General features: G+C 60.2%; 24 protein-coding genes. 11 read left to right on the forward strand and 13 right to left on the reverse strand.

Annotated features, from left to right (window positions below; translation table 11 throughout):
- Positions 1-31 precede the first annotated feature (31 nt).
- From PH552_RS08445 to PH552_RS08480, 8 genes are all read right to left on the reverse strand, one after another.
- Positions 32-1,249: an SfnB family sulfur acquisition oxidoreductase gene (locus PH552_RS08445; protein ID WP_112344871.1), complete on the reverse strand. Its 1,218-nt coding sequence runs from the start codon at positions 1,247-1,249 to the stop codon at positions 32-34.
- Positions 1,250-1,424: 175 nt separating this feature from the next.
- Entirely contained in the window at positions 1,425-2,723 is a 1,299-nt protein-coding gene (locus PH552_RS08450; protein WP_112344872.1) for an NAD(P)/FAD-dependent oxidoreductase, read from the reverse strand.
- A gap of 135 nt (positions 2,724-2,858) precedes the next feature.
- Positions 2,859-4,115 carry an ABC transporter substrate-binding protein gene (locus PH552_RS08455; RefSeq protein WP_112344873.1) on the reverse strand — a complete coding sequence of 419 codons (1,257 nt, stop codon included), beginning with the start codon at positions 4,113-4,115 and terminating at the stop codon, positions 2,859-2,861.
- 52 nt (positions 4,116-4,167) lie between these two features.
- Positions 4,168-4,596: a hypothetical protein gene (locus tag PH552_RS08460; protein WP_112344874.1), complete on the reverse strand. Its 429-nt coding sequence runs from the start codon at positions 4,594-4,596 to the stop codon at positions 4,168-4,170.
- Entirely contained in the window at positions 4,593-5,648 is a 1,056-nt protein-coding gene (locus PH552_RS08465) for an aldo/keto reductase (RefSeq protein WP_112345205.1), read from the reverse strand. The genes PH552_RS08460 and PH552_RS08465 overlap by 4 nt, the downstream gene beginning before the upstream one ends.
- 5 nt (positions 5,649-5,653) lie before the next feature.
- A complete protein-coding gene (locus PH552_RS08470; RefSeq protein WP_112344875.1) occupies positions 5,654-6,007 on the reverse strand; it encodes a TIGR04076 family protein in 354 nt (117 codons plus the stop codon).
- 1 nt (position 6,008) lies between these two features.
- On the reverse strand, positions 6,009-6,497 hold the full coding sequence (locus PH552_RS08475) for a DUF3830 family protein (protein WP_145644286.1): 489 nt from the start codon (positions 6,495-6,497) through the stop codon (positions 6,009-6,011).
- Positions 6,494-7,228, reverse strand: coding sequence for a GntR family transcriptional regulator (locus PH552_RS08480; protein ID WP_112345206.1), 735 nt, complete (start codon positions 7,226-7,228; stop codon positions 6,494-6,496). The genes PH552_RS08475 and PH552_RS08480 overlap by 4 nt, the downstream gene beginning before the upstream one ends.
- Positions 7,229-7,350: 122 nt before the next feature.
- On the opposite strand from PH552_RS08480, the gene PH552_RS08485 reads away from it, so the two are divergent.
- From PH552_RS08485 to PH552_RS08500, 4 genes are read left to right on the forward strand one after another with little or no spacing between them, the layout of a single operon-like run.
- Positions 7,351-8,148, forward strand: coding sequence for an ABC transporter ATP-binding protein (locus PH552_RS08485; protein ID WP_112345207.1), 798 nt, complete (start codon positions 7,351-7,353; stop codon positions 8,146-8,148).
- Entirely contained in the window at positions 8,145-8,894 is a 750-nt protein-coding gene (locus tag PH552_RS08490; protein WP_112344877.1) for an ABC transporter ATP-binding protein, read from the forward strand. The genes PH552_RS08485 and PH552_RS08490 overlap by 4 nt, the downstream gene beginning before the upstream one ends.
- On the forward strand, positions 8,891-9,799 hold the full coding sequence (locus PH552_RS08495; protein ID WP_112344878.1) for a branched-chain amino acid ABC transporter permease: 909 nt from the start codon (positions 8,891-8,893) through the stop codon (positions 9,797-9,799). Before PH552_RS08490 ends, PH552_RS08495 begins: the two co-directional genes overlap by 4 nt.
- Positions 9,796-10,782 carry a branched-chain amino acid ABC transporter permease gene (locus tag PH552_RS08500; protein WP_112344879.1) on the forward strand — a complete coding sequence of 329 codons (987 nt, stop codon included), beginning with the start codon at positions 9,796-9,798 and terminating at the stop codon, positions 10,780-10,782. Before PH552_RS08495 ends, PH552_RS08500 begins: the two co-directional genes overlap by 4 nt.
- Positions 10,783-10,902: 120 nt before the next feature.
- Here the strand turns inward: PH552_RS08500 and PH552_RS08505 are convergent, their stop codons facing one another.
- Positions 10,903-11,301 carry a hypothetical protein gene (locus tag PH552_RS08505; RefSeq protein ID WP_112344880.1) on the reverse strand — a complete coding sequence of 133 codons (399 nt, stop codon included), beginning with the start codon at positions 11,299-11,301 and terminating at the stop codon, positions 10,903-10,905.
- A 295-nt stretch (positions 11,302-11,596) separates the two neighbouring features.
- Between PH552_RS08505 and PH552_RS08510 the strand changes: the two genes are divergently transcribed.
- Positions 11,597-11,755 (forward strand): hypothetical protein, encoded by a 159-nt coding sequence (locus tag PH552_RS08510; protein ID WP_181592426.1) that lies wholly within the window; start codon positions 11,597-11,599, stop codon positions 11,753-11,755.
- A 74-nt stretch (positions 11,756-11,829) separates the two neighbouring features.
- Here the strand turns inward: PH552_RS08510 and ampC are convergent, their stop codons facing one another.
- Together ampC and bla are read right to left on the reverse strand one after the other, a co-directional pair.
- Positions 11,830-12,996 (reverse strand): class C beta-lactamase, encoded by a 1,167-nt coding sequence (gene ampC / locus PH552_RS08515; protein WP_432422041.1) that lies wholly within the window; start codon positions 12,994-12,996, stop codon positions 11,830-11,832.
- A 56-nt stretch (positions 12,997-13,052) separates the two neighbouring features.
- On the reverse strand, positions 13,053-13,943 hold the full coding sequence (gene bla / locus PH552_RS08520) for a class A beta-lactamase (protein WP_112344883.1): 891 nt from the start codon (positions 13,941-13,943) through the stop codon (positions 13,053-13,055).
- 170 nt (positions 13,944-14,113) lie between these two features.
- On the opposite strand from bla, the gene PH552_RS08525 reads away from it, so the two are divergent.
- Positions 14,114-14,992, forward strand: coding sequence for a LysR family transcriptional regulator (locus PH552_RS08525; RefSeq protein WP_112344884.1), 879 nt, complete (start codon positions 14,114-14,116; stop codon positions 14,990-14,992).
- A gap of 72 nt (positions 14,993-15,064) precedes the next feature.
- Here PH552_RS08525 and PH552_RS08530 read toward each other — a convergent pair whose 3' ends face one another.
- On the reverse strand, positions 15,065-16,567 hold the full coding sequence (locus PH552_RS08530) for a globin-coupled sensor protein (protein WP_112344885.1): 1,503 nt from the start codon (positions 16,565-16,567) through the stop codon (positions 15,065-15,067).
- A 339-nt stretch (positions 16,568-16,906) separates the two neighbouring features.
- Between PH552_RS08530 and cml the strand changes: the two genes are divergently transcribed.
- The gene (gene cml, locus PH552_RS08535) at positions 16,907-18,103 is read left to right on the forward strand and encodes a CmlA/FloR family chloramphenicol efflux MFS transporter (RefSeq protein WP_112344886.1); all 1,197 of its coding nucleotides are present in this window, start codon (positions 16,907-16,909) and stop codon (positions 18,101-18,103) included.
- A gap of 102 nt (positions 18,104-18,205) precedes the next feature.
- Here the strand turns inward: cml and PH552_RS08540 are convergent, their stop codons facing one another.
- Positions 18,206-19,228, reverse strand: coding sequence for an LLM class flavin-dependent oxidoreductase (locus PH552_RS08540; RefSeq protein ID WP_112344887.1), 1,023 nt, complete (start codon positions 19,226-19,228; stop codon positions 18,206-18,208).
- 365 nt (positions 19,229-19,593) lie between these two features.
- Between PH552_RS08540 and PH552_RS08545 the strand changes: the two genes are divergently transcribed.
- From PH552_RS08545 to PH552_RS08560, 4 genes are all read left to right on the forward strand, one after another.
- On the forward strand, positions 19,594-20,094 hold the full coding sequence (locus PH552_RS08545; protein ID WP_112344888.1) for an invasion associated locus B family protein: 501 nt from the start codon (positions 19,594-19,596) through the stop codon (positions 20,092-20,094).
- Between the two features lie 171 nt (positions 20,095-20,265).
- Complete coding sequence (locus PH552_RS08550) at positions 20,266-21,192, forward strand: ArsR/SmtB family transcription factor (protein WP_112345208.1); 927 nt, start codon at positions 20,266-20,268, stop codon at positions 21,190-21,192.
- Between the two features lie 221 nt (positions 21,193-21,413).
- A complete protein-coding gene (arfA, locus tag PH552_RS08555) occupies positions 21,414-22,922 on the forward strand; it encodes an arabinosylfuranosidase ArfA (protein ID WP_285165818.1) in 1,509 nt (502 codons plus the stop codon).
- 190 nt (positions 22,923-23,112) lie between these two features.
- Positions 23,113-25,014 carry an ABC transporter substrate-binding protein gene (locus tag PH552_RS08560; RefSeq protein ID WP_112344890.1) on the forward strand — a complete coding sequence of 634 codons (1,902 nt, stop codon included), beginning with the start codon at positions 23,113-23,115 and terminating at the stop codon, positions 25,012-25,014.
- The last annotated feature ends 61 nt before the right edge of the window (positions 25,015-25,075 follow it).

The following is a 25,075-nucleotide window of genomic DNA, read 5'->3' on the forward strand; positions in this document are numbered from 1 at the left end:
GTCGGCAACGGGGCTTTTGTTTGCGCTCTTATCAAAGTGCGCCGTTCTTCGGCGGAATGACGTCGTTCAGATGGTAGTTGCCAACGACATGATATTTCCAGCGAACCGGATCGTGAAGCGTATGCGTACGGGCATTGCGCCAGTGCCGGTCGAGATTGAGGTCGAGCTTGACCGATGCCGTCCCGGCAAGCTCGAACAGCGTATTCGTCGCTTCGATGGCGATTTCCGTCGTCAGCACCTTGGCGGCAGCGACGGCGAGCGTTGCCTCAATTACTCTTTTTTCGGTCGTCTCGACCTGTGCGGCATCGACCTTGCGGCCGGCGCGTTCGATAGTCGCAGCCGCTGCTTCCAGCCGGATGGCGATCTGGCCGACCTTGGCGATCGTCAGCGGATCGTCGCTCGCGCGCTCGACGCCGCTATCCATCCAGGGGCGGGATCGGGTTTTTACGAAGTCCAGCGTTGCGGCAAATGCGGCTCGGGCAATGCCGAGATCGACGCCGGCGTGGATGATCTGACCGACCGAGCCGATCGTCGTCGGCCGTTCGAAGCCCTTGTGATGGGGGACGACGTGATCGGCATTCACATAGACATTGTTGAGGACCGTGGTGCCGCTGCCGGTCGTGCGCTGCCCGAAGCCATCCCAGTCATCGATGATCTCGATGCCTTCCGTGCCCTTGGGAACGAAGGCCATGACCAGCTTGTCGGCTTCATCCAGCGCGAAGACGGTGACCCAATCGGCAAAGAGAACGCCGGTCGAATAGAACTTGCGGCCATTGATACGATAGCCGGGACCGTCGCGGGTGATACGGGTATCATAGTGCCCGACCGTCTTCGTGCCGCGTTCGGAAAGGGCGTTGCCGAAACGATCGCCGGCCAATGCGCGGCCGAAGAAATAGCGCTTCTGATCTTCCGAGCCGTCGATGCGCAGGGCTTCGAGGATGTAGAAATGATTCTGCGGTATCTGCCCGATTGAGCCGTCGGCCTCAGCCAGGATCGCGGTGATCTCCGCCAGGGTGGCATTCGAGACATCCAGGCCGCCATATTCTTCGGGAACGGTGATCGCCAGCAGCCCGGACAGAGCCAGCTCATCCATTTCCGCAAACGGGAGCAGCCTTTCGCTATCGCGCTCCGAAGCGGTGGCGGCAAAGCGTGCGGCAAGCTCCTGCGCGACGGCCAGCGCCTGTTGCTCGGTCTCCAGCAAGGTCGCCTCGGGATGCTTGGCGTTGATATGGTGCAATTGCGCGTTCATGGGCAGGCTCCGATTTCATCCGGCGCCACGATGCCGCATTAAAAGCAGGCGTTCGAGAAAAGCCATTTCGTTTTTACGGATGCGGTCGCGTCTTCATTCCTTTCTCTATAGAATTTATGGTCAATTGCTGCCTGAAGCTGTCTAGGCATTGATAAGCAGCGATGTTCTCACCAAGCTATCGACGCCCGGTGCGCCAGTCTTCAAAGCGCGCATGCGCCAGAGCAAGCGAAGCGACGGCGGGCGTGAATCGGTGGAACGGCAGCGGGTGGCTGGATTGCAGCGGAATCGGCAGGGATTCCGCCGTTTCGCCGAGCGCCAGTCTCGCCAGTGTCCGGCCAAGCTGCGCCGTCATGGCGATGCCGCGACCATTGCAGCCAATCCCTCCGAAGAAGCCGCCGCCGAAACGATAGAGGCGCGGCAGGAAATCCGGCGTCATGATCGCCGTTCCGGTCCAGACGATCTCCACACCCGGATGATGCGGCAGGCGGAGTTCGGATGTGAGCCGGTCGACGACGGCGCGACCGACGCGCTCGAAGGCACCGACCGGATTGATCGCCATGCCGCCGCTGATCAGCCTGTTGTCGCGATCGAGCCGGTAGGTGAAGAGGTTGGAGCGTGTATCGCCGACGGGCCGGCGATTGGGAGCGATCCGCGCAACGGTTTCGGCATCGATCGGCTTCGTGGCCACTTGATACACCTTTAACGGCACGCCCGTTCGGCCCATGCGGGAAGCTATGCCGCTCGTGAAGGCGTTGGTGGCGAGGATGACGACCTCCGTTTCGATTTCATGGTCCACGAGGCTAACGTGCCAGGTGCCGGCATGTCGCTCGACGTGCTCGACCACGCTGTTTTCGCGGATCATAGCGCCGCGCCGCATGGCCGCCCTTGCGAGCCCATAGAGATAATTTAGCGGGTGGATGGTGCCGCCGGAGTGATCGATCAATCCTCCGGAATAGATAGTCATACCGGTCTCGTTCCGGACGGCGCCGGCATTGAGAAATTCGACTGGACGACCAAGCTCTGTCCAGTCCTTCGCCCTTTGGCGCAGGATCGCAGCCATGTCGTCGCCATAAGCGGGCTGCAGCCAACCGGTCTGCGCCGCATCGCATGAAATCTGCTCCTCCGCGATGGTCGCAAACACCTCGTCGGCGCCCGCACCGACGAGCGACAACAGCGCATCCGCCTTGTCGCGCGGCAGCTTCTGACGGACGGTCGCCGGATCGGCCTTGGCGAAATTGGGAACGACGAAGCCGGCATTCATGCCGCTGGCTCCCGCACCCAGCCGCCCGGCCTCAAGAACGGTCACGGAGCGGCCGGCGCGGGCAAGATGAAGTGCTGCGGTCAGGCCGGTGAAGCCGCCGCCGATCACGACGACGTCTGAGCGGGAAGGCAGGTCGTGGGAAAGTTCAGGGGCAGGGCCGGCTGTCAGCGTCCACAGGGTCGGATTGGTGGGGCGAGGGGCACTGCCGGGCATCAGCGGAGGATCTCTCAATAACTACGCCAGATAGCTGTCACCATAGATCAACCGCTGAAAGGATTGCGCTAGGATGATTTCAAGCGAGGCGCGCCGATGGGGAGCACCTCGCCTTTTTGCAAAGTAGAGTGTCGCCTACTTGATCTTATCCTTCAGGGTCGAAACGTCTTCCATCTTCAGCTCGCCGTCGGTGACGATCTTGCCGTCGGCGATCTTCCAGAGACGGAATGGGCCGGTGATGTCGCCATATTGATCGAAGGAGACCGGGCCGATGATGCCTTCGTAACGGATCGGCTTGCCTTCCTTGATGAGGCCGAGCGCCTTGGCGAACTCTTCCTTGCCGGCATAGATCGGCGTGCCCTTGGAGTCGACGACCTTGAAGATTGCATCCTTCAGCTTCGAGGTGTCGTCGCCGGCGATAGCAAGCGCGAGACCGACGATCGCGCCCGCATCATAGGCTCGGTCAGCGGCTGGATTAGTCGGCTCGATCCCTGAGAAATCCTTGTAGTTCTTGTTAAAATAGTCGGTCGAGGGCGTCGGCGTCGTGCCGGAGGAGGTGCCAAAGGCGTCCTTCAGATAGTCGGCGCCCACGGAATCGATAAAGTCCGGGCTGTTCATGCCGTCATTGAGCAGGAACTTCTGCGGGCCGCCTTGCGAGATCCATGTGCGGGCGATTGTCGCGCCGTCGACCGGCGTGCTGACGAGGTAGAGGCCGTCCGGATCGCCGCCCATGCCGGCGGTGACTTCCGAAGCATAGCTCGACTGCTTTTCATTGTAGGGCGTCGTCGAGACGATCGTGCCGCCGAGCGCCTTATAGGCCTTCGAGAATTCGGCGACCATGTTCACGCCGAAATCATTGTTGACGTGGATGATCGCGAGCTTCTTGAAGCCCTTGTCGATCGCATATTTGGCAGCGGCAATGCCCTGCAGCGAATCTGAGGTGATGGTGCGGAAGAATATACCGTTGGTCTTGCCGTCGCGGCCGAGCGCCGTCAGCGTCGGCGAGGAAGCTGCCGGCGATACCTGCACGATCTTGGCCGGCGCGGTGACCGAGGTCAGGATCGGGATCGTCACCGAAGAAATAATGCCGCCGATAATCGCCGGTACCTTCTTGACCTGCACCAGCTGGGTCGCAGCATCCACTGCCACATTGCCCTGGCTCTGGCTGTCGCGTGTATCCGTCACCAGATCGCAGCCATGGGCGCCGCCAGCGGCATTGATGTCGCGAAAGGCCATCTCGACGGACTTCGCGCCTGCCTGGCCATATTCGCCGGCCGGGCCGGTCAGTTCCATCACGAGGCCGACCGTGACTTTGCAGTCCGCGGCATTGGCGGCGCCGGCGGCAGCGAGAAGGGCCAGAGCCGTGGTGATTTGAAATATCGTCTTCTTCATCTTTGTTCCCCTTGTTCGGTCAACGATTTTCGTTTCCGTTTTTTAGAACCTGTCAGGTCTCCGGCATCTGCAGCCAGGTTTCATGCAGATGCTGCCATTCGACGCCGTTGGGTGCCGATGAACTTGCAGTGAAAAGGGCGCTCGCCTGACGCCGGCTATATTTGCCCGCCCGCGTCTGCGCTTCGACATAAGTCAGGACGATCGTATCCGTAGTTTCGTAGCTCGCGCGGATATCCGAAATCTCGATGGTGAAATTGCCCTGAAACGTCGCCCGGTTTGCCCGGATGAGCTCGATGGTTTCAGCGCGGTCGAAGATGCGGCCGGTCGGCGGGATCATATGGAAGGCCTGGCCGAAGGTGCGTTCGCAGCGGCCGAAATCCGTATGATCGGCAGTCGCGGCATCGTACCAGGCTTCGAAGAAGCGATGGAAATCGATGACTTCGGCGCTGGCTTTGCGGAAGAGAGGCGATTGCTGGCTCATACCTTCCCCGCATTGAGGTTGTAATGCATGATAGAGCCGTGCCTGCCGGTGCGGTCGCGCTCCAGCGTATAGACGTCGCCTTCAAGTCCGGGGCTTTGGGCGATGATGTCGGTGATCTGGCGGCGGTCTTCGTCCGAGAGTGCAATATCCATGATCTTAGCGTTGGCGAGCGCGTGCGCCTGGTTGCGGGCGCCGATGATGACAGCGGCCACCTGGGGCTGCTCCAGCACCCAGACGCTGGCGATCGTGGCAATATCGACGCCATGACGATCACCGATGGCTTTCAGCGTGCCGAGCAGCGATTGAAACAGCTCCCAGCCGCCAAAGTCATCGATGATCAGCTTGTATTTGACGAGAGAGCGGTTCTCGAGCGGCATGTCCGGTTCCGGCTGCCCCAGCCATTTATCGCTCAGGAAGCCGCCGGCCACCGAGCCGTAGCAGAGGAACTTCACCTCGTTCTCCGCCGCCAGCTTGGCGAGGCTAAGCGACGGCCGCTGGTCGAGAACGGAATATTGCAATTGCTGGCTGACGAGTGGAATGCCGGCTTTCAGAATCTCGGCAATATGAGGTGTATCGAAATTGGTCGTGCCGACATTACGCACCTTGCCTTCACGGCGCATCTCGTCCAGCCAGCTCAGGGCTTCGAGATAGCCGGGCAGGGAGTAGTCCCACCAGTGAAACTGTACCAGGTCAAGCTGTTCGGTCTTCAGTTTGCGAAGCGATTTGTCGACGATGCCGCGAATATAGTCGCGGCTGATGGTTGCGAGCTTTTCCAGATCAGGAACCAGCTTCGTGTGGACCTTCATCGCGCTTGAGGCTTCCGTGCCGCGCTCGTTGCGGAGCCGTTCGCGCGCCTCGCCGATCAGCTCCTCGACGCCCGTATAGATGTCGGCGCAGTCATAGGTGCGGATGCCGACGTCGAAGGCGGCGATCAGGTCGGTCACCGCCTGGGTGCGATCGATGGCGCCGTGCCCGCCGGCAAGCTGCCAGCCGCCGCGGATGACGCGGGAGATCTCGTATCCGGGGCTGAGCTCAAAAGTCTTGGCGGTCATGCAATTCATTCTCCTTCGGGCAACGGCACGGCCGTTGTGTCGGCATGGCTGAACCGCCGTTTGCCCGTTCTGACGATCCGCAGCCGGCTCGCGCAATTGGGGTCGGGGCAGGCGATTTCTGCGTCCGAGGTCATCCAGTCGTTCTTGTGAGTTGGCCGTTGCTTGGCCGCCAGCAGCGGCAGGACGGCTGAAATGGAGTAGATCGAAAAGCCCTGGCCCGCAGGGAGGGACAGCATTTCGCCCTTGAGTTCGAAATAGTCGCCCGGCTTGGCGCCGCAATAGATCGGTTTGCCCTCGGGAATGACCGCTTCCACTCTAAGATCGAAGAGCTCGAAACTGTCGTCGCTTTCAGCCGCCATCTCAGATCTCCGCGCGTTCGAAGGTGACGTCACAGGCGCCGTTGCGGCGGATGACGCCGCAGGCCGCCGCGAAGTGTTCGCGTTCTTCAGGGCGCACTTGCGCGACGACGCTGCCGGCAAGCCAGCCGATCGGGAAGAGCAGGCGAGCGCCCTGACCATAGAACAGACCGATATCGAAGATCGCATCTGGATTGCCGCCCCACATACGCGGCGGCACGTAGCTGAGCACGATATCGCCTGGCTGCGGCGTCAGTGTCGCGTTCTCGGCGGGCAGGGCGTTCGCATAGGAAGCACCTTTCAGATGCGCCGGCGGGATCGGGCAGGAGATTTCCGGGCCGGTCCACATGGCATGAATACCGCTGACGACGCGCGACTCATTCAGATAGGTCCACAGAAAGGCGGCATTGTCGGGCGCCTTGGCTTCCAGCAGAGGCGCCAATACACTGAGGCCGGAACGTGGTTCGGTGATCTTGATGGCGCGTTGGCTCATACGGATTGGCCCTTCTTGGCTTCGGCTTCCAGTTTGCTGCGCAGGAAGGTGAACGGCCGGCTGATGTCTGCGATCAGTGCATCGCGGGCTCCCTTGGCGTCTTGCGCGGCGATCGCCTTGACGATTGTGCGGTGATAATGGGCGGTATCGACCTCACCGGCATCCGAGAAGGCATAAATCGCGACGCGGATACAGGGGCCGGATTGCAACCAAAGGCTTTCGATCATCGGGATCAGCACGGCGGAACCGCAGGCGCGATAGATCTCGAAGTGAAAGGCCTGGTTCAACGTCACCTCGCGGTCGACGTCCTTCTTGTGTTTCAGCGCGCGCATCTCATCCCATTCGCCGAGCATGCTCTCGATGGTCGTAATCTGCCGCGGCGTCATGCGGGTCGCGGCAAGCGCGATCGCCTCGCCTTCGATCAGGATGCGAGCGCGCAGAAGATCGTCCATGCGCTCCAGCGTGATCGGCGGCACGCGAACGGATCGATTGGGAAGGGCTTCTAACGCCTTTTCGGTAATGAGCCGACCGAGCGCCTCGCGCACAGGCATGGTGCTGGTCATCAGCGCGTCGGCCAAGCCGCGGATCGTCAGCACCTGGCTCGGCTCGAACAGCCCGCCGATCAGCGCGCGGCGCAGCTCCAGATAGACCCGGTCCTGAACGGTTTCTCGCCCCACTGGCGCAAGCTGTGCGGCAATCGGATCGCTCTTGTCGGCGGTGGCCTTTTGCATTCGAAATCCCTTTTTCGGCTTGCGAAGAGGATTAAAGCTGATTAGCGTGATCAATGCAAGTGTGATCACAAATCAAATAATCAGGGAAGCGGCAACGATTGTTTTCCGGCCAGAGGGATCTCATGAGTACGACAACTGAACGGCATGGGGAGGAAGCCCGGCCCGTTCTGACAGCCAGAAACGTGGTGCGGCGTTTCGGCGGTCTCGTGGCCGTCAACGACGTTTCCTTTCACGTGCGCCAGGGCGAGATCCTCGGCCTGATCGGCCCGAACGGCGCCGGCAAGACGACGATGTTCGACCTTCTGGCTGGCAGCGTCGCGCCGAGTAGCGGGGAAATCGTCTTGGATGGCACCGCAGTCGCGGGCGAGGCGGCCCATCGGCGGATCGCACGTGGTCTTGGACGCACCTTCCAGATCCCGCGACCGTTTCCCAATCTGACGCTTCTCGACAACGTGATGCTGGCCGCCCAGGATCAGGCGGGCGAGCGGCTGCTATCGAATTTCCTACGGCCATGGAAGGTTGCCGCTGAGGAGAAGGCTGCCCGTGCCAAGGCGATGGAGCTGCTCGACCTCGTCCACCTGACGCGTCTGGCGCATGAACCGGCGCGCGTTCTGTCCGGCGGTCAACGCAAGCTTCTGGAGCTTGCTCGCGTCATGATGGCCGATCCTGCCCTCATCCTGCTCGATGAACCGGCGGCCGGCGTCAACGCGACGCTTCTGGAAACGATCATCAACCGCATCCGCGATATCAATCAACGCGGCGTCACCTTTCTTCTGATTGAACACAATATCGATATGGTCACCCGCCTGTGTCACCGCGTGCTTGTGATGGCGAGCGGCCAGCTTCTTTGCGAGGGCACGCCGGAAGAGGTCGCCCGCGATCCGCGCGTCATCGAGGCCTATCTGGGAGGTGCGGCATGAGCGAACCGGTCTTGAGCGTTCGCAATCTCGTTGCCGGTTACGAGCCGGGTGTTCCGATCGTGCGCGGCGCCTCGATTACGGTAGCGGAGAAGGAAATCGTCGTTGTGCTCGGCCCCAATGGCGCCGGCAAATCGAGCTTCATCAAGGCGATTGCCGGTCTCGTTCCGGTCGAAAGCGGCACGGTGGAACTGGTTGGCAGGGATATAACGAGTATGCCCGCGCACACGATGGTGCGGCTCGGTCTTGCCTTCGTGCCGCAGACGGAGAATGTCTTTCCGCTGATGTCCGTCGAAGACAATCTGAAGGTCGCCGGCGGCATCCTGAAGCCGAAGGACGTGCCTGCTCGTATCGACGAAATGTACGCGACCTTTCCGGATCTTGCCCGCCATCGCCGCATCGCGGCCGGCAATCTCTCCGGAGGGCAGCGGCAGATGCTGGCCGTTGCGCGTGCTCTTATCGTTCACCCGAAGCTTCTCGTGCTCGATGAGCCCTCGGCGGGCCTCTCGCCGAAATTCGTCTCGATGGTCTTCGACATGCTGAGCGAAATCCGCAAATCCGGCGTCACCATTCTGCTGGTCGAGCAGAATGCCAGGGCGGCGCTGGCCATCGGCGATCGCGCCTATGTCCTCGTCGAGGGCAAGGACAGGCATGAAGGCGTGGCTTCTGAGCTTTGGAACGATCCTGTCGTAGCCGAACTCTATCTCGGGCAGCGACCAGCACCGTCGACAAAGGGAGGTGCGGCATGAACCTGCAATTCATCGTCGACGGCTTGCTGACGGGCTCGATGATCGGCCTAGGCGCCATTGGTGTCACGCTCACCTATTCGATCCTGCGGTTCTCGAACTTCGCCCATGGCGATTTCATGGCTTGGGGCACTTATGCGACGCTTGCCGTCGTCAGTGCCATCGGGGCAATCTTCGGCAAGGTCGCCCCCATCGGCCCGCTTTCCTTCGGCTGGCCGCTGATCGTGGCAGTGATCCTGGCGATGGGCTTTACCGGCGTCCTTGCCCTCGCGCTCGACAAGGTGCTGTTTGCCAGGCTCAGGGCCAAGGGCCAGTCGATCATCGTCGTCATGGCAAGCTTCGGTGCTTCCATGGCGCTGCGCAGCCTGCTCGAATTTCTCTTCACGTCGCGCCCGACCTATTTCAGCCGCGCCATCCAGATCGCCATGCCCGTCGGTTTCGGCATCCGCATCACGCCCGATCAGATCGCCCTTTTGATCGTCACGGCACTTTTGGTCTTCGGCGTGCATATGCTGATGACGAGGACGCAGACGGGCCGCTCCATGCAGGCGCTGAGCCAAAATCCGGCGCTTGCCCGCGTCGTCGGCATCGATGTCGCCAAAGTCGTGCGCGTCACATGGCTGATCGGTGGCGGGCTGGCTTGCGTCGCCGGTGTCATGATCGGCATTCTCGTGCAGATTCGCCCGCTGATGGGCTTCGACATGCTGCTGCCGATGTTTGCCGCCGCCATTCTCGGCGGTATCGGCAGCGTGCCGGGCGCGGTTCTCGGCGGCCTGATCATCGGCCTTGCCGAAGCGGCCGCGGTTCAGCTTGTCGGTGCCGAGTGGCGTGCCGCCATCTCGTTCATCATCCTGATGGCGGTGCTGTTCATCCGGCCGATCGGCCTTTTCGGAGTGAGGGAGCGATGATGGACATTATTGGCTATGGCGCTTTCTTCCTGACCACCGCGCTGATCTTCTCCTTCATCACCCTCGGCCTGAACCTGCAATGGGGCCTGACCGGCCTCTTCAATGTCGGGCTCGCCGGCTTCGTAGCGATTGGCGCCTATACCTCGGCCCTGCTGACGACGCCCGATACGGCCGGGCGGTTTGGTGGGTTCGATCTGCCGATCCTCGTCGGCTGGCTCGGCGCAATGATTATCGCCGGTCTTGCCGCCGCCCTCATCGGCGTGGCGACGCTCCGGCTGAAATCCGATTATCTGGCGATCACCACTTTCGGCGTCGCGGTTGTCGTCCAGCTCGTGGCGCTGAATGCGCAGAAGCTCACCGGTGGCCCCTTTGGCATCGGCTTCATCCCGCGCCCATTTTCCAGCCTTGCCGAAACGCCACTTCTTTTCAATCTTGCCAATCTAGGCATCGTGGTCGTCGCATTGCTGATCGTTTATTTTGCGCTGGAGCATCTTGCAAAAAGCCCCTGGGGACGTGTTCTCAAGGCGCTGCGTGAGGACGAGCGTGCCGCCATTTCTCTCGGCAAGAGCGCGCGCTTCTACCGTGTGCAGGCCTTTGCCGTCGGAGGCGCGATCATGGGGCTTGCCGGTGCCATGCAGACGCATTTCATCGGCTTCATCGCACCCGACAATTATATCCCGACCCTGACCTTCCAGGTATGGGTCATGCTGATCGTCGGTGGTTCAGGCAGCAACAAGGGCGCCGTTGTCGGCAGCATTCTCGTCTGGGGGATATGGGCTGGATCGGGAGCGCTAACGAGCGTGCTTTTTTCGCCGGAGCAGCAGGCCCGTGCGGCCTCGCTTCAGATCGTCGCGATCGGCGTCATGCTCTGCATCATCCTGCTTGTGCGGCCGGGCGGCCTTTTCGGCGATATCCCGAAGCGTCGATCTGCGATCGCGCCGCAGCAGAAACCGATCGCGGATGAAAGTAACGCACCATCCTAGCGGGAGCTGGAAGCAGGCCCTTTGCCGACTGGATTGATAGTCTGTGCTGTTTGGGGTTTTAAGATCGGGCGACGCGGATTGGTGGCGTACCGGCCATAGGCGGCCGGTACGCAGTTCGGTTCAAGACGCCAAAGCGCGGCGCACGGGCTGAGCGGAAATAGGCTTGGCGGGAACCCGCAACGGCGTTTTCCGGGCGGCAGGAGAGGCGACGGGCGGCTTACGCGCCGTGCTGGTTTTCGCTGCCCCAAGCCAGCGAAGAATAGCATCGAAGCCGGGCTGGGCCGCGCGCTTCAGTTCCGGGCTCATTTCCTCGTCCATGCCGCAGAGGGAAGCGATCTCCTGCCAGTCGACGCGGCCTGCCCGAAGAGGAGGGCGCGACTGGAAAACGATCAGACCGATCATGAAGCCTTTGATATTCTCGAAGCTACGCGGCTGAAGCAGCGGCTTGAGCCGCATATCGCAAAAATCCGAAATCTTGCGCTGGAAAACGTCAGAGGCAGAGCTTTTCTTTATGGGCATTATTCATTCCTTGCAGGCGACATCATCCAATGGTCGGGGTGTGGCCCGCTAAAGCACGGAAGTTAAGGAAGCGCAAACAACCGACCGATTGGCCGCTTTCAATTCTACGATGCGCCGGGATTTGGCAAGTGGCAGATTGGTCACGCTTCGGTCAACTCCGCTTCGGACCGAATGCGATGACGGCAAAGCCGAAGATGTTCTCGCCGCGCCGCTAAAATCATGAAAAAACTGTAACTTGCCTCCCATGCCTTTGAGAGCGACATTTTCCTTGCGCCGGATAGATGAGGTGAAAGACATGTCAGTCTTAGAAATGTTGGTCAGACGCCGGATGCAGGAAGAATATGCCAAGGGTACATCGCCAGAGCGCATTACCCGCCTCCTGCAGGAATTCTTCAACGGGGCAGAGGCCTCCCAAGCCGATGTTGCCGCGCGACGGTCGTCTGGCAATCCATAAAATGCGAGGCCGGCCTCGATATCTTTTCCGAAGGCCGGCCGTTTGTCGAAGCTGACTAATCCTCAAGCCACTCTCTATCGTGCAGCGTTCGATCCGGACAGGCTCTCGACTGCCGCCAGGATCTTGTAGGCCGCGGAGACGCGGGCCGGGATCGGAAAGTTCCTGTTTGCCAGGAGCACAATGCCGACCTGACGGGCGGGAATGAAGGCCGCATAGGCGCCAAAGCCGTTCGTCGAGCCGGTCTTGTTGATCAGCACGTCCTTGCGTAGCGGCTGCGGCGGGTCGAGCCGGGTGACCTTGTGCGGTTGGCGCGTCATGTCGGATGAGTTGCCGGCGAGCAACCGGGCAAGCGTTGTCGGATAGGCATAGATTTCCCAGCCAAGCCCCTGCGTCATGTTGCCGACGGTGTAATAGCCGGCATGCGTCGCCTCGACTGCCCGCTGAAACGTTTCGTCGAGCTTCGAACCATCCATATTGGCTTCGAGAACGGCAAGCATATCGGATGCCGTGGTCTTGATGCCATAGGCGGGCGTGTCGAGAACGCCGGGGCCGACGCGAACCGGCTTGCCCATTTTCGAGTAGCCATAGGCATAGCTGCCCATCTCGGCGGCGGGAACATGGACATAGGTATGCTTGAGCCCGAAGCCGGCGATGATCTTGTCCTGCATCAGCGTATCGAACGGCTGGCCCATGGCCCGTGCGGCCAGATAGCCGAACAGCCCGATGCTGGGATTGGAATATTGCCGGTACGTGCCGGGCGCAAAGGACGGATGCCAGCTGCGATAATAGGCGATCATTCCATCATTGCTGACGCTCTCCGGGAATTGCAGAGGCAGGCCGCCGGTCGTGTATGTGCCGAGATCGAGAAGGCTGATCCTGTCGAAGGCCGTACCAGCCAGCTCCGGCATGTATTTCGTCGCCTTGTCGGAGAAAGACAGCTTCCCGCTGACTTCGACGTAGGAGGTAAGCGTTGCCGCAAACGTCTTGCTGATGGAACCGAGCTCGAAGATCGTATCGTTCGTCACCTTCTGGCCGCTCTCCTTCGAGGCGACGCCGTAGTTGAAGATGTAGCGCTTACCCTTGAGGGTGACGGCGATTGCCATGCCCGGCACGTCGTTATCCTTCATGAGCGGACGAATGGTCTCGTTGACGGCCCGCTCCAGGCGGTTCTGATCGATGCCTTCGGCGTGGGCGCCGATCCCATAGAAAAGGCAGCCTGCGACGATGCCGAGCTTCTGCAGAGAATTGTTAGGTATATTCAAGATGATATCCTCATGCTGATGGATGAAGGGCGATCTCAGATCGTCGCGGCGATCCGGCCTATCTCGGCAATTACGGCGTTGCGTTCGTCCGCTGAAATCGAGGGGATCTCGCAATAGGCCGTCACGATGATCGGCGCGCGCTTCGACGTCCACAGCACCGCAATGTCGTTGGCATTGCCGGCTTTGTCACCGTTCGTACCGGTTTTGTCACCGACCAGCCAATCCTTCGGGACGCCGGCGCGCAAGCGGGCGTCCCCCGTCTTGTTGGTGATCAGCCATGCGGCAAGCTGCGATCGCGAGGAGGCCGTGAGCACGTCGGTAAACAGAAGCCGCCGAAGGTTCTCCAGCATCGCGGCCGCCGTCGTCGTGTCGCGCTGGTCGTCCGGCGTGTCGTGGTAGTTCAATGTGGGTTCTGTGCGGTCAAGGCGCGTGAGATCGTCGCCAAGGCTCCGGCAGAACGCGGTCAGCGCCTTGGGGCCGCCGAAGCTCGCAAGCAGGAGATTTGCAGCCGCATTGTCGCTGAGCGTGACCGCCGCAGCACAGAGTTCTGCCACCGTCATGCCGTCGCCAACGCGCAATTTGGTTGCTGGCGAGCCGCCGATGATATCGCCTTCCGAGTAGCGAATGCGCCGGTCGAGCTTCTCTTCGCCTTTGTCAACGCGGGCGAGCACCAGGGCAGCCGCCAGTGCCTTGAAGGTGCTGCACATCAAGATATGTTCGCCGGCGCGGTGTTCGATGCGCCTGCCGCTCGCCATGTCGAGAATACTCACACAAATACGGCCCGGATGCTTGCTCTCGAGCGCTGCAAGCCGCTCTTCGCCGGAATGATCCTCCGCGGTGCGTCCAACACCGCTTATCCCCGCCAGAACGGGCAGAGCGAGCAACCCGCCGGCAAGGCTTTGCCGGCGCGACAATAAGATCGTCATCTTGTTTCCACTTCGATTGATGTTGAGCAAAGAGGTGCGTCTCAGGCTCCGTGGACGTCATTGGCGCCTTGCAAATCACCTTGCGAGCCGGACTATGGCGCCGCTCCCTGCCCTAGACAAACGATCAATTCTGAGCTTAGACATGAGAAAAACTTGGTCTTTGGACACAAATGGATATTTCACAGCTGCCGTTGAACGCGCTCCGTGTTTTCGAAGCTTCGGCGCGGCATTGCAGCTTCACGCGGGCGGGCCTCGAGCTTCGGGTGACGCAGACGGCCATCAGCCATCAGGTCAAGGCGCTGGAGGATGTGCTTGGGGTGCCCCTTTTCAAGCGCCTGCCGCGCGGGCTTGCCCTGACCGATGAAGGCCATGCGTTGTTGCCGGTATTGACGGATGCCTTTCGGCGCATGAGCGCCACGCTCAGCCAGCTGGAGGAGGGGAATTTTGCCGAGATCCTGACGGTCGGCGTCGTCGGCACTTTCGCGATCGGCTGGCTGTTGCCGCGTCTCGGCCGCTTCAGAGCGCAGCATCCGCATGTCGATCTGCGCCTGAAGACCAACAACAATCGTGCTGACATGGTGCTCGATGGGCTCGATTTCTTCCTGCGCTTCGGCGACGGAGCATGGCATGGGACCGAGGCGATCCATCTCATGGATGCGCCGCTCTCCCCGGTCTGTACGCCGAATATTGGCGAGCGCTTGCGCACACCGACCGATCTTGCCGAGGTCGAGCTGCTCCGATCCTACCGGATCGATGAATGGTCGCTCTGGTTCAGGGCGGCGGGCCTGCCGCCGCCGCATCTTCGCGGCTGGATGTTCGATTCGTCGTTGACGCTGGTGGAGGCGGCTGCGCGCGGCGTCGGCGTCGCGCTTGTGCCCGTCGCGATGTTCTCTCATGACATCGAGGCTGGGCGTATCATGCAGCCGTTCCAGATTACGGCGACGACCGGCAGCTATTGGCTGACGCGGCTGAAATCGCGGGCGGAAACGGCATCGATGAAGGTGTTTCGCCAGTGGCTGATTGGCGAAATCGAGGAGATGCCGGCATAGGCCGCGTAATTCAATCGACCCCAGGTAGATACCTGGAGCCGGTTGAACCATTGTGTCAGGCCGGGGGCGGCGCTAGCTGGCGAGCTTCAATCTCACCGCGCCGGTTCTCGTGCCCGAGCGCACCGTCTTGAACCGGCCGACCAGGCCGGCAAGTTCATTGCTGATATCGGCGAGGTGGCGCGTCGAGGCATTCGTCTCTTCCATCAGCGCGACATTCTGCTGGGTCATCTGATCCATGTTGCGGACGGCGGAGTTGATTTCGCCGATGCCGGCGGCCTGTTCCTGCGCCGAGCGGGCGATGGCACCGACATTCCGGTCGATGGAAGCGACCTGGTTGCCGATCAAGGCCAGTGCCTCGCCGGTCCGGTTGACCAGCTCGACGCCGCGGCGCACGTCATCCGACGACCTGTCGATCAGATCCTTGATTTGCTTGGCCGCGGATGCCGAGCGCTGTGCCAGCTCGCGGACTTCCTGCGCCACGACGGCAAAGCCCTTGCCCTGTTCGCCCGCTCTCGCCGCCTCGACGCCGGCATTCAGCGCGAGAAGATTGGTCTGGAAGGCAATATCGTCGATGACGGAGATGATGTCGGTCATCTTGCGCGACGAGGTCTCGATATCGTCCATGGCGGACACGGCCTGCTGCACGACCTCGCGAGAGCGTTCGGCTTCGGAGGCGGATTCCTTGACGATCGCCTGTACCTCGCGCGTCCGCTCGGCGGTCTGTTCGGAAATCGTGGTGATCTGGTCGATTGCAGCAGCACTTTCCTCCAGTGCGGAAGCCTGCTGCTCCGTGCGTCGCACCATGTTGTCGGCGGCCGATGAGATCGACCCGGCTTCTTCGCGAACGCGGGTTACCGAATCCTCGATGCGCTGCATCGCGCTTCCGAGAGATGAAAGAGATTCATTATAGTTGCTTTTCAGAGCTTCGAACTCGGCAGAAAGGGCTTCGGTGATCTCAGCCGTCAGGTCGCCACTCGCAAGTCCGTTCAGCGCGAGGCCAAGGGCATCAAGCGCTCGCTCCTGCTCCCGTTGCGCGACGGCCCGTTCGGATTCTGCGCGGTCGCGCTCATCGGCGAGCACCTGCAGATAGACAGAAATGCCGTAGTCCATGTCGAGGAGTGCCGCCTTGACGATCGCCGACAGCCGCCGTGACAGGGCCTGCTCGTGCTTGCGTTGCATGATGCCCTTGAGCTGCTGCGCGACGATCGAGCGCACCATGCCTTCAAGGATCAGTGCGTAGCCGCCGATATACCAGCGCGGTTCCAGTCCCAGGCGCGCATGGGTTCTGCCGACGGCCGAGACTGCTTCGACATAATCGGGACCATACTTGCCCGATGCGATGGTCTTCCAGTGTTCCTGCTGCTTAGATTTCGCATGCGCCACGTGCTGCTGCGACGAGAAGAATTTCGACATCTCGGGGTGTTTGGTGATCTTCCCGTAGAAGATATCGAGAGAGCCCTTGACGGCAGATTCGATGGTGGGCTGCAGCTCTGCCAAAGCCTGCCTGGCATCCTGCCCTAGTCCAATAAAGTCGAGCCGATCGTTCAACTCGTCCATTTTCGATGCGCGTACCATAACCTGCTCCAGTAATGAAATTACAAACAGTTAGGGCATGGTCATGGTTAACAAATCATTAGATTTCCCGTCCATTTTCGCTGCGTGATTGTCGCACTCTATATGGGCAGGTTGCAGTCCGCGCAGGGCTCGCAACATCATTGTCCGACTTGATGGCATCTGCTAAAGGCTGATCATCACTACCTATCTCACCACGGAGCTATTGGCATGGGGACCTTAAAGTCAGCAGATAGATAAGCCGCAACAGCTTCCTGTTGTTGCGGCGTGCTGTCGAACTCATTCCAACCGGATCCCTAGTGGCAGACGCCGCCCGATTTCTCTTTCGAGCGGAATTTTCTCATGTCTGACATACGCCCGTCATGGGCCTACTCGCTGCCGGCGGCATTGCTGCTGATGGCGCCTTTCGACATTCTCGCCTCGCTGGCGATGGATATCTACCTTCCCGTCGTTCCAGCGATGCCCGGCATTCTGAACACGACGCCATCGGTCATTCAGCTCACACTGAGCCTCTATATGATCATGCTTGGTCTTGGGCAGGTCCTGTTCGGTCCGCTTTCGGATCGCATCGGTCGCCGTCCCGTGCTGCTTGCCGGGGCGATCCTGTTCGCCGGTGCCTCTCTCGGAGCGGCTGGCTCATCGACGGCGACCGCCTTCGTCCTTTGCCGGCTGCTGCAGGCCATGGGTGCCTCGGCGGCACTGGTTACGACCTTTGCAACCGTCCGGGACGTCTACGGCAACCGGCCGGAACAGGCGGTCATCTATGCCGCGTTCGGCGCGATACTGTCCTTCGTGCCGGCACTTGGCCCAATAGCAGGCGCGATGATCGCCGATCGGTTCGGATGGCGTGTGATCTTTATGGTGCTGGCGCTTCTGGCCCTGGCCGCGACGATCAACGCCACGGCAAGGTGGCGTGAGACGCGGCCAGCAGGTTCGAGAGGACCACGCCGTTCCATCCGGCCGATCTTCATAAGCTTTCCGTTCTGGACCTACACGCTGGCCTTCAGCGCGGGCATGGGCACATTCTTCGTGTTCTTCTCGACTGCGCCGCGCGTACTGATCGGCCGGGCCGGCTATTCGGAACTCGGCTTCAGCATGGCATTCGCAACCGTCGCAGTCATGATGATCGCTGCGGCGCGCTTCGCCGGATCATTTGTCGAGCGGTGGGGTGTCGCGGGCTGTGTCGCACGGGGCATGGCACTGCTTCTTATCGGCGCGGCTGGTCTCGCGCTTGGTCAGGTCTACGGCTCGCCGTCTTTCGCGAGTTTCGTGCTGCCGATGTGGATCATGGCCCTTGGGATCGTCTTCACGTCATCGGTGACGGCGAACGGAGCGCTTGCGGAATTCGGCGATATCGCCGGATCGGCCGTGGCGTTCTACTTCTGCATCCAGAGCCTGATCGTCAGCATCGGTGGTACGCTGGCGGTGACAGCACTGGGTGGCGACAGTGCATGGCCTTTGGCGGGCTTCTCCACGCTCACGGCATTGCTGGTGCTGGCAGCACTGCACGTCTTGCGGCGCCAGGATGCTATAGCCTGATCTGCAAGCGCCCGCCTTTCGGCGGGCGCGTTTGAAAGTACCGCCCGCGAAAGTCGAATTTCGCGGGCGGCCGAGGCCGGTTTATGTGATCTGCATGCCGCCTTATCGCCACCCCAATGCCGGAGCGACATGGGTCAGAATGGATTCAATGACATGGGCGTTGTATTCGACGCCAAGTTGGTTCGGTATGGTCAGGAGCAGGGTATCGGCTGCCGCGATCGCCTCATCTTTCGCCAATTCCTCGATGAGCACGTCGGGCTCGGCCGCATAGCTGCGTCCGAAGATGGCGCGCGTCTTCTCGTCGATGAAGCCGATCTTGTCGGCGTCCTTGCCGCTGCTGCCGAAATAGGCACGGTCGAGATCGTTCACCAAAGCGAAGATACTGCGGCTCACCGACACCCGCGGTTCACGCTTGTGTCCTGCCTCTTTCCAAGCCTCGCGGTAGAGCTTGATCTGGTCGGCCTGCTGAACGTGGAAGGGCAGGCCGCTTTCGTCGTCCTTCAGTGTCGAGCTCTGCAGGTTCATGCCGAGCTTTGCTGCCCATACGGCCGTAGCATTGGAGCCGGCACCCCACCAGATCCGCTCGCGCAAGCCCTCGGAGTAAGGTTCGAGGCGCAGCAGGCCGGGCGGGTTCGGGAACATCGGCCGAGGACTGGGCTGTGCGAAGCCTTCGCCGCGCAGGAGGTCGAGCAGCACTTCCGTATGTCTGCGGCCCATGTCGGCGTCGCTTTCGCCTTCCATCGGCGTATAGCCGAAGTGGCGCCAGCCATCGATCACCTGTTCCGGCGAGCCGCGGCTGATGCCGAGCTGCAGCCGGCCGCCGGCGATGAGATCGGCAGCGCCCGCATCCTCGGCCATATAGAACGGGTTCTCATAGCGCATGTCGATAACAGCCGTGCCGATTTCGATACGGCTGGTCCTGGCGCCGACGGCCGCCAATAGGGGGAACGGCGAAGCTAGCTGACGCGCGAAGTGGTGCACGCGAAAATAGGCGCCGTCAGCACCCAATTGTTCAGCCGCCACGGCGAGATCGATCGATTGCAGGAGCGTGTCGCCTGCCGATCGTGTCTGCGATTGGGGCGACGGCGTCCAGTGGCCGAATGAAAGGAAACCGATCTTCTTCATGATGTCATCCTGCTATATCCGGTTTGCCCGGCTTGATTTTGCATCATCCATGTCCATGCCAGACACAGATGGCGCCCGTCCGAGGCGCTGCTTGCTTGGGTCTTCATGTCATGGCTCGCAAAAGCCGTAGGTTCAGGGGCTATATGTGCATGGATGCAGCGGGGGAAACAGCACAATCTGTGAACTGATCGTCAACGCCGATAGAGGTTGCGTTCTTCTCCGCCATCATTTCCTGCGCGTCGCCTAACATGAACAAATTTTAACGAAGACATTAACAATCGAATAACGCACCGCACCGAGACTGCCGCGCGTGTGAGTGCTTCTCTCGCTTTCAACGTCCTTGAAACAAGAAATGGCAGGAAACTATGTTTGCTAGAAAATTCGCCCCCGCTCTGGTCTTCGTCGCATTCGGCGCCGGTATTGCGCATGCGGAAGTGCCCGTCCGTATCGATCAATTCGATCATTGGGGCGCATATTCTTATAAATCGGGCGATAGTGTCAGCTGCTATGTGTTGTCGAGGCCGGTCTCACAGCAACCCGCCACTGTCGACCATGGCGACAACTTCTTCATCGTCTCGCGCCTGTCTCCGGGCGACAAATTGGTCCCCGAAGCCGCGATGGGCTATGATCTGAAGGACGGCGCGCAAATGACGGCTGCGGTTGGCGACAAGACCTTTCCGATGTTCACGAAAGACCGGCACGGCTGGGTGAGGGATGAAACCCAGGAACCTTCGATGATCAGCGCCATGAAAGGCGGCGCGCAATTGGAACTGCAGGCAACGTCCAAACGTGGCACCGCCACGAGCTATTCCTACTCATTATCGGGCATTACGGCCGCGTTGAAACGCATAGAAACATGCAGATGATACTGCGGGCATCCGAGGTGCGGGCGGCGCTCCCATCCCTGGAAGTTGTATGGCGGAAATGACCCGATGGCGTCTTCCTGTGCGCATGGAAGACGCCAAAGGCCGATATCTCTTGTGAAATCAAAAATCCTGATATAAATGATATCCATTGATCGGGGTATTTGGGATTCGATGCAGCGCGGCTTTCTGACAATTTATGCGGGCGAGAACGCCGCGGTCTTCAGGGCACTTTCAGCGCCGGCCCGCGTCGAAATGCTGAAGCTGCTCTGCACCAAAGGTTCGATGAACGTCAATGAGATTGCTCGGGAACTCGATCTGCCGCAATCCACCGTCGCGACGGCGATCATGATCCTGGAGGAGGCTGGTCTCGTCGAGACCAAGGCTGCGAAAGCGCGCAAGGGCTACCAGAAGATCTGCACCGCGCTTTACGACGAAATCCTGCTGAGCTTCGAGGATCAGGCCTTCAAGCACGATGAGGACGTGATCGAGGTCGCCATGCCGATCGGTCTCTACACGAGCTGCGAAACGCATGCACCTTGCGGCCTTTGCTCGACCGAAGGTGTGATCGGCCTCCTCGACGTTCCGGATTATTTCCTCGATCCGCAGCGCATGCAGGCCGGTCTTCTCTGGTTCGGCCGCGGCCATGTCGAATATAAATTTCCGAACAATGCCAAGATCTTGAACCGGAATGTCAATGCCATCGAATTCTCGATGGAGCTGTCGTCCGAAGTGCCGGGCACCAATCCGGACTGGCCGTCGGACATCACCATCTGGGTCAACGGCGTCGCTGTCGGCACATGGACATCCCCTGGTGACTACGGCGACAAGCGCGGAGCCTTCACACCGGGTTGGTGGAAGCTGGAAGGCTCTCAGTACGGCAAGCTTAAGACCTGGCGGATCTCCAAGAAGGGCACGTTCATCGACGGGGTTGCCGTATCCGATGTGACCATCGACGATCTCGCCATCAGCCAGCATTCTTCGATCCGGCTGCGCATCGGCATTGCCGACGACGCACGCAATACGGGCGGCGTCAACATTTTCGGTCGCGGCTTCGGCAATTACGGCCGAGACATTTTGATGCGGGTCGATCTGGCATAGATTTATATCATATTTTTTGATATATAGCATATGATCGAGATAAATTTCCAATAAGTCGTATTTTTAATAACCATCTGTTTTTTCAGCGTATTTTCCACCTGGAAATCGTTATCATTGCGATCCTCAGGCTTTTTCCGCTGTGGAAGCGTTGACGGCCTTCCAAAAGTGTATCAAGATCAAGGTATAAGAACGAAATATCTGATATATATGGGAGGAAGGCCGTGAAGGCGCATGTGATCGTCCACCGTGATTTCCGAATTGCCGACATCGATGATCGGCTCTACAGCTCTTTTCTGGAGCATCTGGGCCGGGCGATCTATGGCGGCATCTATGAGCCGGGCCATCCAACCGCCGACGAGCACGGTTTTCGCACGGATGTGATTGAGCTCGTGCGCGAGCTCAACTCGCCCTATTGCCGCTATCCGGGCGGTAATTTCGTTTCAGCCTATAATTGGGAAGATGGCGTCGGGCCGCGATCCGAGCGCCCCGTGCGTCTCGATCTTGCCTGGCGGACGCGTGAGAGCAACCAGATCGGCGTCAATGAATTCGTCGATTGGTGCAAAAAGGCCAATACCAAGCCGATGCTGGCAGTCAATCTCGGCTCGCGCGGTCTGGATGCGGCGAGAAACTTCCTCGAATATTGCAATCATCCGGGCGGCACATACTGGTCGGATCTGCGGCGCAAGCACGGCTGGTCCGATCCGCACGGCGTGAAGCTCTGGTGCCTGGGCAATGAAATGGATGGTCCCTGGCAGGTCGGTCACAAGTCTGCCTATGAATATGGCCGCCTGGCCGACGAGACCGCCAAGGCCATGCGCGGTTTCGACAAATCTCTCGAACTGGTGGTCTGCGGCTCGTCGAATTCCGATATGAAGACCTATCCCGATTGGGAAGCGCAGGTTCTGGACGAGTGCTATGACAGCGCCGATCATATCTCGCTGCATATGTATTTCGCCAATCGCGAAAAGAATACGCTGAACTATCTCGCCAAGGCCGAGAAGCTGGATCGCTATATCGTCACCATCGGCGGCGTCATCGACTATATCAAAGCGAAGAAGCGGTCGAAGAAGACGATCGGCATTTCCTTCGACGAATGGAACGTCTGGTATCATTCCAACCAGCAGGACAAGGACATCCTCGCCCGCGATGAATGGCCGGATGCGCCGCACCTGCTGGAAGATGTCTATAATTTCGAAGACGTGCTGCAGGTCGGCGGCATTCTCAACACCTTCATTCGCCGCTCCGACCGCGTGCGCATTGCCTGCATAGCGCAGCTCGTCAACGTCATCGCGCCAATCATGACGGAAGATGGCGGTCCCGCGTGGCGGCAAACTATCTATTATCCGCTCTATTTCGCCTCGAAATACGGTCGCGGTTATGCGCTGCGTCTCATCACTGACGGCCCGACCTATGACAGCGACGAGGCCGACGACGTGCCTTATCTCGACGTATCAGCCGTGCATGACGATCTCGGTAAGATGGTGACGCTGTTCGCGGTCAACCGTCATCCCGACAGCGCGCTCGATCTGGACACACGTCTTGAAGGCTTTGCCGGAGCCCGTGTCGTCGAGCAGCACGAAATGGTCCACAGCGATCTGCAGGCAACCAATACGGCAGCGCAGCCGAATGCCGTCGTCCCGACCAACACGGGGGACGCCAAAATCGAGGATGGCCGGCTTCGTGCCACGTTGAAGCCTTTGTCTTACACGGTGATCCGGCTGGCCGTGTGACAGCCGGTAGCCGGAGCCGATCTGCTCCGGCGGAGAAAATGGCCGAACGGTCGCGAGGAGGCGGCCGACAGCCTGTTGCAGGCCTGGTTGCCGCGCAGCGTGCGCGGCCCACCGGGAAAAGGCGTGAACGTCGCGGCCCGTTTCCCATTGTTTGGGTAGGCCGCACAGTCGATAAGAATGGGAGGAGATGATGCAACAGTGGAAGAAGCTTGCCTTCGGTGTCGCACTGGCCACGTTCGGCCTCGTCGCGGCAGCCAAGGCTCAGGACTATACCTCTTTGCCTCGCAAGGAGACCTTGATCGTCGAAAACCCCGAGGGAACGATTAAGAATCCGGGCTGGTTCAATATCTGGGTCAATGGCGGCGGCGGCGTTTCGACCGGCTTGCAGCAGCTGACCATGGATACGCTCTGGTATATCGATCCGGAAAAGGGCCTGGGCGGCTCCGCCTGGGACAATTCGCTCGCTGCCGACAAGCCGCAGTATAATGATGATTTCACCCAAATGACGGTGAAGCTGCGCAAGGGTATCTACTGGAGCGACGGCGTCGAGTTCACCGCCGATGACGTGGTTTACACCGTCAAGACGCAGATGGACCATCCCGGCATGGTCTGGAGTGCTGCCTTTTCGGTTCAGGTCGCCAGCGTCGAGGCAACGGATCCCTATACCGTCGTCTTCAAGCTGAAGAAGCCGAATTCACGCTTTCACGCCATCTTCACCGTTCGCTGGAACGGCGCGTGGATCATGCCTAAGCATGTCTTCGAGAAGGTCGCCGATCCCGTTCGTTATGATAATGCCAATCCCGTCTCGCTCGGCGCCTATAAGCTGAAGGCCTACGATCCGCAGGGCAAATGGTACACCTGGGAGAAGCGTGACGATTGGCAGCGCACTTCGCTTGCCCGCTTTGGCGAGCCGGCTCCGAAATATGTGAGCTATGTCGATCCCGGTCCGCCGGATAAGCGCACCATCGCGCAGATCGAGCACAATCTGGATATCATTCACGACAACACGCCGGAAGGCATGTTCACGCTGAAGGAAAAGTCGAAGACCGTCGAAAGTTGGTTCCCCGGCTTCCCCTTCGCGCATCCGGATCCGACGCTGCCGGCTGTGATCTTCAACAATCAGGATCCGCTGTTCCAGAATGCCGATGTGCGCTGGGCCTTGGCATTGCTCATCGATATCAAGGCCGTCGACATGGCGAGCTATCGTGGCGCCGCCACGCTTTCGGCGCTCGGCGTTCCGCCGACGGCGATTGCCATGACGGACTATCAGGCACCGATGCAGGATTGGCTGAAGAATTTCGAGATCGATACCGGCAAGCGCAAGATCAAGCCCTACGATCCGACGGTCGGTCAGCAGATTGCCGATCTGCTGCGCAAGCAGCCGAAGTTCAAAGATCAGATTCCGACCGATCCGGCCGCCATCAGTGCTGCCTTCGGCTATGGCTGGTGGAAGCCCGATCCGCAGGCCGCTGCGGAGCTTTTGGAAAAGGCAGGCTTCAAGAAGGTGGGTGGCAAATGGATGACGCCCGATGGGCAGCCCTTCAAGATCCGTCTGACGGTCGAAGGCGACACCCGCTCGGTCTTCACCCGCGCCGGGACCCTGATTGCCCAGCAATGGGCGGCCTTCGGCATCGACTCCAAGGCTGCACCCACCACAAACCTCTGGCAAGTGGCACTGCAGCCCGGCAGCTATCAGGTTGCCATCGCCTGGAGCGTCGAGACCTGGGGCGGTGATCCGGATCTATCCTTCTTCCTCGACAGCTGGCATTCGCAGTTCGTTGCCAAGAAGGGCGAAAACCAGGCGCCGCGCAACTGGCAGCGCTGGTCCAATCCCGAGCTCGACAAGATCATCGAAAACATCCGCCGCATCAGCGCAGACGATCCGAAGGGTATCGAACTCGGCAAGGACTATCTGAAACTGGTCGCCCGTGAAATGCCGACCATTCCCCTGATGTCCTACAACGTCTTCACGTCGATGGATACGACCTACTGGAAGGGTTATCCGACGATAGCGGATCCCTACACCGACCCCGTTCCGAATTGGGCGAACTCGCGGTTGATGATGGTGAAGCTCAAGCCGGCGCAGCCTTAATTCTCCCAACCCTGACGCGGCTGATGCGCCGCGCCAGGCACCTGTCGCCGGGCGCGAAACG

Origin of the sequence: Rhizobium aureum, from assembly GCF_030182495.1 — a bacterium.
In the GTDB taxonomy this organism is placed as follows: domain Bacteria; phylum Pseudomonadota; class Alphaproteobacteria; order Rhizobiales; family Rhizobiaceae; genus Rhizobium; species Rhizobium tropici_C.

Coding starts and splice junctions, on each gene's coding strand:
- PH552_RS08445 (WP_112344871.1), bottom strand. CDS start 1,249: ATGAACGCGCAATTGCACCATATCAACGCCAAGCATCCCGAGGCGACC.
- PH552_RS08450 (WP_112344872.1), bottom strand. CDS start 2,723: ATGCCCGGCAGTGCCCCTCGCCCCACCAATCCGACCCTGTGGACGCTG.
- PH552_RS08455 (WP_112344873.1), bottom strand. CDS start 4,115: ATGAAGAAGACGATATTTCAAATCACCACGGCTCTGGCCCTTCTCGCT.
- PH552_RS08460 (WP_112344874.1), bottom strand. CDS start 4,596: ATGAGCCAGCAATCGCCTCTCTTCCGCAAAGCCAGCGCCGAAGTCATC.
- PH552_RS08465 (WP_112345205.1), bottom strand. CDS start 5,648: ATGACCGCCAAGACTTTTGAGCTCAGCCCCGGATACGAGATCTCCCGC.
- PH552_RS08470 (WP_112344875.1), bottom strand. CDS start 6,007: ATGGCGGCTGAAAGCGACGACAGTTTCGAGCTCTTCGATCTTAGAGTG.
- PH552_RS08475 (WP_145644286.1), bottom strand. CDS start 6,497: ATGAGCCAACGCGCCATCAAGATCACCGAACCACGTTCCGGCCTCAGT.
- PH552_RS08480 (WP_112345206.1), bottom strand. CDS start 7,228: ATGCAAAAGGCCACCGCCGACAAGAGCGATCCGATTGCCGCACAGCTT.
- PH552_RS08485 (WP_112345207.1), top strand. CDS start 7,351: ATGAGTACGACAACTGAACGGCATGGGGAGGAAGCCCGGCCCGTTCTG.
- PH552_RS08490 (WP_112344877.1), top strand. CDS start 8,145: ATGAGCGAACCGGTCTTGAGCGTTCGCAATCTCGTTGCCGGTTACGAG.
- PH552_RS08495 (WP_112344878.1), top strand. CDS start 8,891: ATGAACCTGCAATTCATCGTCGACGGCTTGCTGACGGGCTCGATGATC.
- PH552_RS08500 (WP_112344879.1), top strand. CDS start 9,796: ATGATGGACATTATTGGCTATGGCGCTTTCTTCCTGACCACCGCGCTG.
- PH552_RS08505 (WP_112344880.1), bottom strand. CDS start 11,301: ATGCCCATAAAGAAAAGCTCTGCCTCTGACGTTTTCCAGCGCAAGATT.
- PH552_RS08510 (WP_181592426.1), top strand. CDS start 11,597: ATGTCAGTCTTAGAAATGTTGGTCAGACGCCGGATGCAGGAAGAATAT.
- bla (WP_112344883.1), bottom strand. CDS start 13,943: ATGACGATCTTATTGTCGCGCCGGCAAAGCCTTGCCGGCGGGTTGCTC.
- PH552_RS08525 (WP_112344884.1), top strand. CDS start 14,114: ATGGATATTTCACAGCTGCCGTTGAACGCGCTCCGTGTTTTCGAAGCT.
- PH552_RS08530 (WP_112344885.1), bottom strand. CDS start 16,567: ATGGTACGCGCATCGAAAATGGACGAGTTGAACGATCGGCTCGACTTT.
- cml (WP_112344886.1), top strand. CDS start 16,907: ATGTCTGACATACGCCCGTCATGGGCCTACTCGCTGCCGGCGGCATTG.
- PH552_RS08540 (WP_112344887.1), bottom strand. CDS start 19,228: ATGAAGAAGATCGGTTTCCTTTCATTCGGCCACTGGACGCCGTCGCCC.
- PH552_RS08545 (WP_112344888.1), top strand. CDS start 19,594: ATGTTTGCTAGAAAATTCGCCCCCGCTCTGGTCTTCGTCGCATTCGGC.
- PH552_RS08550 (WP_112345208.1), top strand. CDS start 20,266: ATGCAGCGCGGCTTTCTGACAATTTATGCGGGCGAGAACGCCGCGGTC.
- PH552_RS08560 (WP_112344890.1), top strand. CDS start 23,113: ATGCAACAGTGGAAGAAGCTTGCCTTCGGTGTCGCACTGGCCACGTTC.